This window comes from Paenibacillus typhae (assembly GCF_900099765.1).
Taxonomy (GTDB): Bacteria; Bacillota; Bacilli; order Paenibacillales; family Paenibacillaceae; genus Paenibacillus_AQ; species Paenibacillus_AQ typhae.
The window spans coordinates 1-12790 of the sequence record NZ_FNDX01000003.1; the positions used below are offsets into that span (position 1 = coordinate 1).

Annotated in this window: 12 protein-coding genes; all 12 read right to left on the bottom strand. The window is 52.7% G+C overall.

Annotation, left to right across the window (positions count from 1 at the left end):
- Positions 1-485: 485 nt before the first annotated feature.
- The 12 genes from ileS to BLR64_RS03460 all read right to left on the bottom strand — a co-directional run bounded on the left by ileS (position 486) and on the right by BLR64_RS03460 (position 12723).
- Positions 486-3578, bottom strand: a complete 3093-nt coding sequence (gene ileS / locus BLR64_RS03405; RefSeq protein WP_090712650.1) for an isoleucine--tRNA ligase — start codon at positions 3576-3578, stop codon at positions 486-488.
- A gap of 942 nt (positions 3579-4520) precedes the next feature.
- Positions 4521-5006, bottom strand: coding sequence for a DivIVA domain-containing protein (locus tag BLR64_RS03410; protein ID WP_068726346.1), 486 nt, complete (start codon positions 5004-5006; stop codon positions 4521-4523).
- A gap of 265 nt (positions 5007-5271) precedes the next feature.
- On the bottom strand, positions 5272-6054 hold the full coding sequence (locus BLR64_RS03415) for a YlmH family RNA-binding protein (RefSeq protein WP_167360597.1): 783 nt from the start codon (positions 6052-6054) through the stop codon (positions 5272-5274).
- A gap of 4 nt (positions 6055-6058) precedes the next feature.
- A complete protein-coding gene (locus BLR64_RS03420) occupies positions 6059-6328 on the bottom strand; it encodes a YggT family protein (RefSeq protein WP_082708007.1) in 270 nt (89 codons plus the stop codon).
- Positions 6329-6335: 7 nt separating this feature from the next.
- Positions 6336-6779 (bottom strand): cell division protein SepF, encoded by a 444-nt coding sequence (locus BLR64_RS03425; protein ID WP_068726348.1) that lies wholly within the window; start codon positions 6777-6779, stop codon positions 6336-6338.
- Positions 6779-7471, bottom strand: coding sequence for a YggS family pyridoxal phosphate-dependent enzyme (locus tag BLR64_RS03430; RefSeq protein WP_090712652.1), 693 nt, complete (start codon positions 7469-7471; stop codon positions 6779-6781). The genes BLR64_RS03425 and BLR64_RS03430 overlap by 1 nt, the downstream gene beginning before the upstream one ends.
- A gap of 8 nt (positions 7472-7479) precedes the next feature.
- Positions 7480-8334 carry a peptidoglycan editing factor PgeF gene (gene pgeF / locus BLR64_RS03435; RefSeq protein ID WP_090712249.1) on the bottom strand — a complete coding sequence of 285 codons (855 nt, stop codon included), beginning with the start codon at positions 8332-8334 and terminating at the stop codon, positions 7480-7482.
- Between the two features lie 125 nt (positions 8335-8459).
- Positions 8460-8804, bottom strand: a complete 345-nt coding sequence (locus tag BLR64_RS03440; protein ID WP_090712252.1) for a YlmC/YmxH family sporulation protein — start codon at positions 8802-8804, stop codon at positions 8460-8462.
- A gap of 157 nt (positions 8805-8961) precedes the next feature.
- Complete coding sequence (gene sigG / locus BLR64_RS03445) at positions 8962-9744, bottom strand: RNA polymerase sporulation sigma factor SigG (RefSeq protein ID WP_039875939.1); 783 nt, start codon at positions 9742-9744, stop codon at positions 8962-8964.
- A 76-nt stretch (positions 9745-9820) separates the two neighbouring features.
- Positions 9821-10543, bottom strand: a complete 723-nt coding sequence (gene sigE / locus BLR64_RS03450; RefSeq protein ID WP_068726422.1) for an RNA polymerase sporulation sigma factor SigE — start codon at positions 10541-10543, stop codon at positions 9821-9823.
- Between the two features lie 91 nt (positions 10544-10634).
- Positions 10635-11582 (bottom strand): sigma-E processing peptidase SpoIIGA, encoded by a 948-nt coding sequence (spoIIGA, locus tag BLR64_RS03455; RefSeq protein ID WP_090712654.1) that lies wholly within the window; start codon positions 11580-11582, stop codon positions 10635-10637.
- Positions 11583-11790: 208 nt separating this feature from the next.
- Positions 11791-12723, bottom strand: a complete 933-nt coding sequence (locus tag BLR64_RS03460) for an Rpn family recombination-promoting nuclease/putative transposase (protein WP_090712254.1) — start codon at positions 12721-12723, stop codon at positions 11791-11793.
- Positions 12724-12790 lie beyond the last annotated feature (67 nt).

A 12790-nucleotide genomic window follows, 5' to 3' on the forward strand; every position in this document is an offset into this window, starting at 1 on the left:
AACCATGCCGTTCCCTCTACGCCGGAGGGTTCTTCGCTGTTGTACCAAGTTCTTTACAGCTTCCATGGCCTTCGTCCAGTTTAGCGAGACTCGGCTCCCTCTTTTCCCCTTTGCAGGGCCTTTTTGACGACGCGGCAGGATTCACTTGATGTTGCGGCCTGGGTTGTTGCTCGCCCGGTCTCTGACCGGTACTTTTGTCGATGCGCTTTTACACACAGATTTCGCCATGCGCAAGCATCCTAGCTACAAGAGTGGCTTGGCCCCTCTCTTGGTTGGACTTGCACCAACTAGATAATGCGTGCCTCTGGGCACGCCTAAACATAAAAAGCCCGCCTCCCCGGAGAAAAGCTCTCCAGGGACACGGACTGCTCATGGTGCGCATACCCAAGAAAGTACATGCCCTTTCACACAGGGCTGCCTGGACGTTTCTTCTTATGCCGCTAGTATATGCCAATTCGGGACAGGTAATGCACCTGCTCCGGGGCTTAGCCCTTGATAAAGATGCCGATCGGTTTACCGCTGACATCCACTGCTTCGAAGCTATGGTCACCGTCAAAAGCAAGCTCAGCAACCAGTACGTTGTCACGCAGCACATGTTCAAAAGCAGTTACTGCCGCTTTCAGCTCATCATCCAGCTGCAGGGTCAGGTCGATCCGCTTTTCAATCGCCAGATCAAGCCGTTTACGGTAATCCTGCACCGCACGGATGATTTCACGCACCCAGCCCTCCTGCTCCAGTTCAGGCGTGATTTCGGTATTCAGCGCTACGGTCAGCCCGTAGCCGGAAGCTGCGGCAAAGCCGGATTTGGCCTGCTTCTCTACAAGCAGCTCCTCTGCTGTAATCTGCAGCTCCTCACCATCCGGGGAGACAACCGCAACCATGCCATCAGTAACTGCCTTACGGGTAGCATCACTGTCCATGCCTTTCAGGAAGCCCTGGATGAAGCCGACGTTTTTGCCGTATTTTTTGCCTGCCACTTTGAGGTTCAGCTTCAGGGTGAAATCAACAAAGCCGCTGTCACTGTTCTCCAGGACAATATGCTTAACATTAATCTCATCCTTGATGATCTCTTCATAGTCGGCGATAGCAAAGTCACGGTCCAGCGACACGATCAGCTCGGACAGCGGCTGACGGTTCTTGATGCCGGTCTCGTTACGCACGTTGCGGGCCAGCTCGACAATGCCTCTTGCGCTTTCCATATCGCGTTCCAGCTCCAGGTCGATCAGGCTTTCGTCCGCTTTTGGATAATCAGCCAGATGCACGCTTTCCCCGCCGCCCAGGTTCGTGAAGATATCCTCGGACAGCATCGGTGTGAACGGAGCCATCAGCGTAGCTGTCTTAAGCAGAACGTGTGTCAGTGTGCGGTAAGCGTCCAGCTTCTCCTCGCCAAGTCCGCTTCCCCAGAAACGGTCACGGGAACGGCGGATGTACCAGTTGCTCAGCTCATCGACAAAGTTCTCAACCGCTTTGGAGGTGTTAACGAAGTCGTTAACAGCCAGGCCTTTATCCACCAGCAGGATCAGGCTGTTCAGGCGGGACAGAATCCAGCGGTCCAGCTTGTGCTCCGACACCTTGAACGGATGCTCTGCAGGATCATAGCCGTCGATACCGGCATACAGCGTCAGGAACGCATGCGTGTTAACGAGCGTATCCACTACCTTTGATTTGGTCTCACCGACCAGGCCGCGCGAAAAGCGTTTGTTATTCCAAGGCGCACTGTCGGACAGGATCGCCCAGCGGAATGCGTCGGTGCCGTATTCGTTCATGATTTCCCACGGATCGATTACGTTGCCTTTGGATTTGGACATTTTTTGGCCGTTCTCATCGAAGATGTGGCCGTGGGCGATAACCGCCTTGTAAGGCGCTTTACCCTTGAACAGCGTCGATACCGCCAGCAGACTGTAGAACCAGCCGCGTGTCTGGTCGATCCCTTCGCAGATCATATCCGCCGGATACTGGTCTTCAAAGGTCTCATTATTTTCGAACGGATAGTGACTCTGGGCGAACGGCATCGAGCCGCTGTCGAACCATACGTCGATCACTTCAGGTGTACGTACCATCACGCCGCCTTCGCTGAACGGGCTGCGCAGCTTGATGTTGTCCACATACGGCTTATGCAGCTCAATGTCCTCAGGCACCTCGCCGATCGCCATCGAACGCAGCTCAGCGATGCTGTGCGGCGCAAATTCCTTGCCCGTATCCTGGCAGACCCAGACGTTCAGCGGAGTTCCCCAGTAGCGGTTACGGCTGATGTTCCAGTCCACAAGCTCTTCCAGGAACTTGCCGAAGCGGCCTTCACGCACATGGTCAGGGTACCAGTCTACCGTGTTATTGTTAGCAATCAGCTGATCCTTGATCGCTGTTGTCTGGATGAACCAGCTGTCTGTTGCATAATAGAGCAGCGGAGTATCGCAGCGCCAGCAGAACGGATAGCTGTGCTCGTATTTCTCTTTATTGTAGAGCAGTCCTTTTTCGGACAGCACCTTGATGATGTCCAGATCGACGTCCTTCACGAACCGTCCGGCAAAATCACTCACCACAGCAGTATACTTACCGGAAGTATCCACTACATTCACGAAGCTGATGCCGTTCTCGCGGCAGCTCTTATAGTCATCTTCACCATGCGCCGGAGCCATGTGTACGATCCCCGTACCGCTGGAATCCGTAACAAAGGATGCGCCCACGATCACATTGTGCTTCTCCGCCTGGATATAGCTGAACGGCGGAGTATAGCTCTGGCCGATAAAGTCAGCACCTGTGTGAGTGGACAGGATCGTGTATTCGCCCTTCAGCACTTCATCCACCAGGTTCTTCGCCAGGATGTATACGCCGTCTTCCTGCCGGGCACGCACATATTCCATCTCAGGGTTCATAGCCAGCGCCATATGCGCCGGAAGCGTCCACGGTGTAGTCGTCCAGGCCAGCACGTAGTCTCCGCTGCCTTCAAGCTTGAACTTGGCGGTAGCACTCAGATCCTTAACAGTCTTGTAGCCCTGCGCCACTTCATGGGAGCTCAGCGTTGTCTGACAGCTAGGGCAGTACGGGCTGACGCGGTGTCCGCGGTACATCAGGCCTTTGTCATGCACAGTCGCCAGGATGTTCCATACGCTCTCGATGTATGTGTTATCCAGTGTTACATACGGATTATCCAGATCCGTCCAGTAGCCGATTGCTTCTGTAAATTCACGCCACTGCTTCTCGTAGCCGAAGACACTTTCCTTACATTCCTTGATGAACTTCTCAACGCCGTACTCTTCGATCTCATGCTTGCCGGAGATTCCGAGCTTCTTCTGTACGCCGAGTTCAACCGGCAGACCGTGGGTATCCCAGCCCGCTTTGCGCACGACGCGGAAACCCTTCATTGTCTGGTAGCGGCCGATAAAGTCCTTGATTACGCGGCCCAGCACGTGCCCGATATGCGGCACGCCGTTCGCTGTCGGCGGTCCTTCATAGAACACATAGTTCGGGCGGCCCGCCCGGTTCTCCATCGATTTGCGGAACGTATCCTCGTCGCTCCATTTCTTCAGGATGCGGACATCTCTTGCCCGCGCCTTCTCTTTCACATCTACTTTTTGCATTTTGAGGGTCAATCCTTTCAATGATGTAATCTTGAAACCAAAAGCTTTGCCTGTGCCTTTGCTCTTGTGGGGCCCCCGCCCCGCGATCCCGTAGGGCAGCGCCGGGCGGGACGCCTGGGCGGCGAGGCGCAGCCGCCGCTTGCTTGTGCCTTTGCTCTTGTGGGGCACCCGCCCCGCGATCCCGTAGGGCAGCGCCAGGCGGGTCGCCTGGGGCGGCGGGGCGCAGCCGCCGCTTGCTTGTGCCTTTGCTCTTGTGGGGCACCCGCCCCGCGATCCCGTAGGGCAGCGCTGGGCGGGTCGCCTGGGGCGGCGAGGCGCAGCCGTCGCTTGCCCTTAGGTGAAGGCCCCGCAGGCGTCCCCGCCAGGGGAGCCTAAGAAGGGCCGCTCCTCCCGCCGCAGTAATCCTTCCCCGTCCGCCACCGTAAACTCCACACTCGGAGCCCTTGTTGCGGGTGTCCAGAGGGCGGCCAGCCCTTGGGGTCCCCCTTCGGAAGGGGGATTTAGGGGGATCGCCACACAACAAAAGGAGCGTCCCCCCGCCCCCAAAGGGGCGAGACGACGCTCGCGATACCACCCTAATTCGTGCCTGACGCACATCCTTAAGGGGAGTGAATACAGCACAATCTCAGTTCCGCACATAATGCTGCTGTGCGGGTCCGGGATAACGTCCGGCAGACGGCATAAACCTACACACGACGAAGTCGCTTCGGCCCAGCTTCTAGGGGAAGATCTTCCGGTAAGGCCTGAACAATCGGCTCGCAGCACCGCCGACTCTCTGGAGAACATAACCTTATCGTACTTTGTCCCGTCATCGAATACATATAAACTTTACACAGATATGTTCTAGTTATAGACGTTTTAAGAAAAAATGTCAACACCACAGCCGCCCAACCGTCTTAAAACACCATCCGTTATCAGCTCGCCCAATACCGGACATCATAATCAGAGCAGGTTGTCGCTGGTCTCACGGCTTTCAAGCGCATTCCAGTCATCCTGGGAGAGCAGCTCCAGCTGTGCTTCCACCAGCGTCCGGAACCGGGTGCGGTAAATAGAGGCCTGCTTGCGGAGCTCTTCCGTCTCAATCGCGATCTTGCGGGATTTGGACAGAGCCTCATTGATAATCCGGTCGGCATTTTTTTCCGCTTCCTTGATGATCAGCTGAGATTCCTTTTTGGAATTGTTCTTTACATCATCGGCCGCTTCCTGGGCGACAATGATGGTTTTGGATAAGCTTTCCTCAATGTTCACAAAATGATCGAGACGCTCCTGAATGGACAGAAGCTGGTTCTGCAGCTCCTTATTTTCGCGAATGACGCTTTCGTAATCCTTGATGACCTGATCAAGGAATTCATTGACCTCGTCCTCATCATAACCACGGATTCTCCGGGAGAACTCCTTGTTATGTATATCGAGCGGCGTTAATGGCATGCTGTGCACCTCCTAGAAATTTCGGACCTTGTGCGCTTCTCCGACGTTGTGGTATCCGGATGGCGCAGTAGAATGACTATACTGCAAAAAGAATCGAATGCTTCGTCCCGTTAGGAAGGAGGCAGCCGGTTCTGCTGCCGGGATTTCATTCCGGATGAAGCTCTAGGAGCACCTTGGTTACAATTATCGGCGTCCGGCTTTCAAAACATTTGCTTCCTTAGGAGTAATGAATTTCGACAAGCGCCTGCAGATTCCTGCTGGAGATTCAGACAAATTTACCGACCTTGACCCGATAACGGCCTTTTTTGGTCAGACTGCCGATTTCCAGAACCTTAAACCGGCCAAATCCCTGAATGGACACCATATCCCCGTCTTTTAATCCGCAGGAAGGATCTTCTTCCACTTTCCAGTTGACCCGCACGCGTCCCGCTTTAATCGGAACCAGTATTTTGCTCCGGCTAAGCCGGGTTACATCCGCAGCAATTCCATCGAGCCGTAAGGAAGCGACCGTCAGCTCCACCGTTTCCAGCTTGACCGCTGCTGCGCGCAAGCCGGAAACCGGCAGAATCTCCGTGGTAACATTAACCCGGTGCACACCGGTCAGATTCATCGCCAGATAGTCGGCGATGTCTGATGCTACTACTACATGGCATCCGTCCTCCAGCACGTGTATGTCGCCGATCTTTCCTCTTTTGACCCCAAGTCCCAGAATAGCGCCCATATAGTCGCCATGCTCCAGGGTGAGAAATTTCTGCTCACCTGAAGAGATACTGAGCACCTTCAGCTCTATATCTTCTTCAGAAAGATCACGGTAATCGGGTGCAACCAGCGCCCGTCTCCGTTCAGCGTTCTCAGATCCGCCCTCCCAGCGAACCTCCACATCGGGATGACGGTTCACCAGCGTCTGCAGAATATAGCCCTGGCGGGGATCAAGGAACTCTGTCAGCTTCACTTCATGATAATCCCCGGCATGGCTGACCCATTCCCAGGCTTTATCCACAAACTGCCGTTCATCAGGATGAAAATGCCCGTAAATTTCATTTCTCATCATGCTAGCCGAAGAGCATTGCCACGATGGAATGAAGACCGACTACTGCAAAGCGCAATACGAACAGTGCAATGATCGGGGAAATGTCCAGCGTCCCGAACAACGGGGGAATGATCCGCCGGAAAGGGCTCAGGTAAGGTTCAACAAGCTTGCCCAGCAGCTCGCCGATGAAATTTTCGCGCAGGTTTGGCAGCCAGGACATGAGAATGTATATTATAATCATGTAATAGTAAATCTGAAATAGAATGTTAATAATGGAAGATATTTCGTTCAAAACCTGTTCACCTCATTCTGTTGTAATCTTGTTCGTCTCCCAGGATTTCTGTAATCGACCCCTGAATCTCAACGGTGTCCGGTGTGCACATAAATATATTGCCCCCAATCTTGGATATTCCTCCACCCAGGGCATAAACCGTTCCGCTAAGAAAATCAATAATCCGCATCGCCTGGTCGTTGCGCACACGCTGCAGATTAATGACAACGGTACGGTGGGAACGCAGATGATCGGCAATCTCCTGAGCCTCTTCATAAGAGCGGGGCTCATACAGTACGACCTTCACATTTTTTTGCGAATGGATACTGACGACGTTAGCCCGCTGGTTCTTGCGGGTTTCTACAGGGGCCGGCTCATACTCCTCTTCATCGCGGGTGATTTGTTCCCGCTCAACAACTTCCTCTTCCTCCTGCAAGCCCAAAAAATTCATAAACCGGTTCATCACGCCCATCAAGCTCCCTCCTCGTGACCTACTAATACCGTACCCAGGCGCACCCGGGTGGCTCCTTCCTCTATCGCCACTTCAAAATCATTCGACATTCCCATCGACAGCTCTTGTATAGGCTCAGGTGTCAAAGCCAGCAGATTCAGCTCATCACGCAGCTCGCGCAGTCCGCGGAACACCGGACGGGTAAGCTCCGGATCCTCTTCATGTGGTGCCATCGTCATCAGTCCGACTACTTTAATCCGGTGCAGCGGAGCGATTTCCCGGAGGAAATCCGGCACAGCCTCCGGCGGCAGTCCAAACTTCGTATCTTCTCCGGAGATATTCACCTGGAGAAATACCTTTACATCAATACCGGCGGCTTCGGCTTTTTTCTGCAGTTCCCGTGCCAGCGACAGCCGGTCTAATGAATGTATATATTCAAATTTGCCGATAACGTCCTTAACCTTATTGGTCTGCAGATGACCGATAAAATGCCAGGTCCCTTTGTCTCCAAGAGCATTCCACTTATGCTCGGCATCCTGCCAGCGGCTCTCGGCAATTTCCTCAAGGCCTGCCTCCAGAACCTCCGCCACCGTCTTCAGCGATACATATTTCGTCACTGCGATAACCTTGACGTCATGTACATCCCGGCCGCTTGCCGCGCAGGCACGTGCTACACGTTCCTTAACAGCAACTATTCTTTCCTGCAGTGTCAAAGCCAATTTCAACTCTCCTTTATTCCGATCCAGCTCGTCATTCTTCCTGTTACTCCCTGTTCCTTACGGTATGAAAAGAATACATCAGGATTACAGCTTGTACACCATGTTGTACATTCGATATGAGTCGGCAAAATTCCTGCTTTAATCATAATGCGTCGGTTCATTTCTTTCAAGTTCAGCATACTCTTGCCCTTATCACTCTGCGAAACGCTGTATAGAAGCGATGCAGTCTCGGGTGAAGCCGGCTCAGGCAATGACGGCTCAAGCGAGCGCACATGATTCATGACATAATCATCAACCTCATAGCAGCAGTCTCCGATTGACGGGCCTATAGCCGCTATAATCTCCTCAGGACGGCTTCCGTACATCCCGGACATTGCTTCAACCATCGCCCCGGCAATTTCCGCTACGGTTCCCTTCCATCCGGCATGAGCCAGTCCAACCGCACGCTGCACAGGATCATAAAAGTACAAAGGCACACAATCGGCATAAAAAGAAGTAAGCAGCACACCCGGCACATTAGTCATCAGCCCGTCCGTAGACGGAAATGCCGACGCTCTGTCGGTGCTGCCGCGTCCGCGGTCTTCAGCAGTCACAGCAGCTATATGTTTTCCGTGAGTCTGCTCTCCGCAGGTCCAGTCGGCCAGGCTAAATCCCAGACTCTCCGCAAGCATTCTCCGGTTGCTCAGCACATCTTCCGGATCATCGCCAACATGAAAAGCACAGTTAAAGCCGTCATACGGCGGCTTTCCGGCCCCGCCAGCTCTTCCTGTGAACCCGGCAGTAATCTCTGTATGCACCTGCCATGGCTCCACCTCAAGCAGCACAGGCAGCCCTTTGCTTTGAATAAACGGTTCCATTCTCTCACCTCTGCTTAAGTGTACCCTACAATGTGAGGCCAGGTCTACGAGGCTTGCTCAAACGCCCGCGCGGTGCATCCTTTACAAAGCTCTTTACCACAAACGGTTAAAAAAGACGCACCCGCTTAATAAGTGCGCCGTTCGCTGCGGTCCCCCCGCTCGAGATACATGGGTTCGCGCTCTTCCTGGCCCTGCGGCAGCCGGGCCTCTTCTATTTTGACAAGCACGACGTCCGCACCGATCTTGACGATATTCCGCCAGGGGATAATCAGATCACTGCCGCCTCCAAACAGCCCCATAAAGCGGCTGAAGCCCGGAACAATGACCGCATCGATTACTCCCCGGCGCAGGTCCAGCTCCAGATCGCTGATCTGCCCCAGCCGTTTTCCATCCACGATATTGATGACATCCTTCGTCTGAAAATCGGAAATTTTCATTTTTTTGCCTGAATTAAAGGAATCCTCGTTCATCCCACCACTCCTGTACAATCAGACCTATAGCTGATTATATGTCCTTCAGGCTTGGCAACATGCAGAATTAATTGCAGCGGCTGCTGCATAACATACAAAAGGGTATCCGCCGGCTTGAACACGCCTTATGGATACCCCTGCTTTTTTATCGTCAGCTTTAAGACTTCACATGCTTCTGCATCTGCTGGATGGCCGACTTCTCAAGCCTAGAGACCTGGGCCTGTGATATGCCGATTTCATCCGCCACTTCCATCTGGGTTTTCCCTTCGAAGAAACGCATGGACAGAATCCGCTTCTCGCGCTGGCCCAGCTTTCGCATCGCTTCACGCAGGGCAATTTCCTCAATCCACGAGACATCCTTGTTTTTGTCGTCGCTGATCTGGTCCATCACATAGATCGGATCCCCGCCGTCATGGTAAATTGGCTCAAACAAAGAAACGGGGTCCTGGATGGCATCCAGTGCGAATACAACATCCTCTTTCGGTACACCAAGCGCCTGGGAGATTTCAAAAATCGTCGGCTCCCGCGAATTCTGGTTGGTCAGGCTGTCACGGACCTGAAGGGCTTTGTAGGCGATGTCCCGCAGCGAACGCGAGACTCTGATCGGATTGTTGTCTCTGAGGTACCTGCGGATCTCGCCGATAATCATCGGAACCGCGTAGGTGGAGAACTTCACATTTTGCGATAAATCAAAATTATCGATGGCTTTCATCAGACCGATGCAGCCTACCTGGAACAGATCGTCTACGAACTCTCCCCGATTGTTGAACCTTTGAATAACGCTAAGAACGAGTCTAAGGTTACCATTAACCAATTTCTCTCTGGCGGATCGCTCGCCCTGCTGCTGCAGCGAAGTGAACAGCTCCCGCATTTCCACGTTTGTCAGAACGGGCAGCTTGGAAGTATCCACTCCGCAAATCTCGACTTTGTTTCGGGTCATGATGATTTACCTCCCAAGGAGAAACATTACTGTACATTATCTCCCCGGTCCGGCATTTTATTCCTTGGTTTTTTGCTCACACCATCTTGTTGAATTCCTTCCGCAGCCGCTTGATAATTCTCTTTTCCAGCCGCGAGATATAAGATTGCGAGATTCCCAGCAGGTCGGCAACATCCTTCTGCGTTTTTTCCTCTCCGCCGCGCAGCCCGAACCGCAGCTCCATGATCAGCCGCTCCCGCTCGCTCAGCTTTTCCAGCGCCTTCTGCAGCAGCTTGCGGTCGACCTGCTCCTCTATATTGCGGTAAATGGTGTCATTTTCCGTTCCCAGCACATCTGACAGAAGCAGCTCATTTCCGTCCCAGTCGATATTCAGCGGCTCATCAAAGGATACCTCACTGCGCGTTTTGCTGTTGCGCCGCAGATACATCAGGATCTCATTCTCGATGCAGCGCGAGGCATAAGTGGCCAGCTTGATCTTCTTGTCGGGATCGAACGTGTTAACGGCCTTGATCAGGCCGATGGCGCCAATGGAGACCAGATCCTCGATGTTGATGCCTGTGTTCTCAAATTTGCGTGCAATGTAGACAACTAGCCGCAGGTTGCGTTCAATCAGCATGGCTCTCACCGCAGCGTCACCTGTCGACAGCCTTTGCAGCAGGTATTCCTCTTCTTCCCTTGTCAAGGGCGGAGGCAGAGCTTCACTTCCCCCGATATAATAAATTTCCTGGCTTTTCAGCCCCAGCAGAAACAGCATCCGATAGTACTGCAGCTGCAGCGCAAGCTTCCATTTGACCATTATTGTTCCTCCTCCAAGAAGTGCTCAGTGGTATCCGGTTGTGTGAGAAAGATAAGAATCCAGTGTAACTTCGAATTTACACGTTCTTATCATTTCAGCTAGGCACTGCAGCTTCAGCCGCGTGCTCTCTTTGGGCCAGGTCAGGATGTATGACCGCCCGGTACGCGCCGTCTCCCGACAGTGTCCCGCCATCCAGCCCGATGAGCACTCTTTTACTGCAGAAAATTTCCTCACCAAGCTTTATCTTCACCAGGTCCGGCTTCAGTGCGAGCATGAATGCCGCCCCGCGGTTAATGCCCCGGTACGGTACCAGCCGCATCCGGTCCTGCCACGCAAAAGACTGCCCGTCCGTTTCCAGAAGAAGCTGGTCTGCGCCCATTTGTGTCAGCTTTCCTTTCCAGGAGGCCGGCAGATATCCTTCCCACAGTGATGCCTCCATCACCATGACCGGAATCCGGGTCAAAGGATCATTTAGCCGGTTGCCTGTATCAAGCAATCCGGGACAGCTGACGACGATACCCTCAATTTCCACAGTAACTTCACCGATATAGGAGTCCAGCTGCTCCCTGCGGACCCGTGAGGAATGGATTAGCTTAAAGAGGAGCAGTACCGCCGGAAGCACTCCAAGCACGAACCAGAAGCCGATTTTCAGCCGGTGGGCTTGGCCCCCTGTACTTGTAAACAGAATACCGTTCCAGATATCCCCGGTGCTCTGCAGCAGGTAGTGGATGCCCAGAATGCCGCCGGCCGCCGCGAAATTGATGACATAAAACGCTCCCAATGCCCGCAGAAAGCGCTGCAGACTGCCATACCCGAAGGCTATCAACAGCATCAGCACGGACAATCCGAACTTAATCATAAAGGTGTAAAGAAAAGAGAGCTCTGGCACAAACATCATCACTACATACAACGCGCCTACCAGAGCGGAGAGGGCCAGCCTCCACCAGGAAACCTTGACTTTGATCTGCCACGCGGTCAGCCATATAAGCACTCCGTCGATCAGCAGATTGGCGGCGAAAATCAAATCAATATAAACTACCAGCACTTTCACCTGCCTAAGAGCTGCTGTCCTGTGGACTGGAGCAGGCTCTCTTTTTGGACGATAAGATTAGTATAGAAACTCCCGCTTTCAAAGTCTGTCTAAACATGGGGGACACTCCAAAGGTTTTTTTGTCGAGTTATAGGTGCGGGGGCAATGTGTAGTTTTATAAAGAAAAACCAGCCCGAAGAGGCTGGTCTGTAAAATATATTCACTTCTCAATTATTCGATTCAAAGATCTGATTTCCTCGTCCGTAAGTCCGGTTGCGGCTTGGACGGCCTGCTGATCCATTCCCATCCGGAGTAAATTCTTGGCAATCTCCAGCCTAGCCTGCTCCATACCTTCTTTCCTTCCTTCTGACTTACCTTCTTTAATGCCTTCTTTAATGCCTTCTTTAATGCCTTCTTTAATACCTGCCTCCAGACCCTTTGCAAAGCCTTCCCTTTGCGCACCATCCCTTTGCGAGGCCTCATCATGCAGAAACTTCTGACGGTCTTCATATTTGCGCCGGGCTTCGGGATTCTGACTCAGATATTCCAGCGTTTCTATCGCTTTTTGCAGTGCAGGTTCATTCATCTTCAGTACCTCCCAGTTATCAGTATCTCCCTTTAAAAACAGCAGCCAGTTGACCAGTCCTTCTTCACCTGGAACAGCAGCCTTCTTCAGCTTCGGCAATTCAAGAAAATGAATTTCTATGTCATCGATGAGCGGCACACCGCTGCTGTCCTCGCGCAAATGAAATACACTATGGGTGTGTGCATTCGGCAGCACATTATAATTTAATATATTAATCGTTATACATTTCTTGAGCTCTATATACCGGCCGCCGGTCTGCAGCTGGCTTGAATAACGCTTACTCCAGTAGTACAGGGTCCGCTTCTCCATGTCATACTGGTTGAACAGTTGCATTTCAATGTTAATCAGCCTGCCGTCGACCGTCCTCGCCCAGATATCAAAGATAGACTGCTTGTCCTGAGGATCATCCTTATCCGTGTAGGGATTCAGCAGCACGACTTCCTCAAGCGGGGGTGCACCCGCATCCTGTAGTACACGATTTAGAAAAGCCAGCAGTACATCCTTATTGCCGTCACTTGCAAAAATTCGTTTGAACACAAAATCCACCCGGGGATCAAGCAGCTCCATTTGTTCATCCGCTCCCGTTATTTGTATTATATCAGCTGAAAAAGCAAAAAAACACCGCATCCTTCCA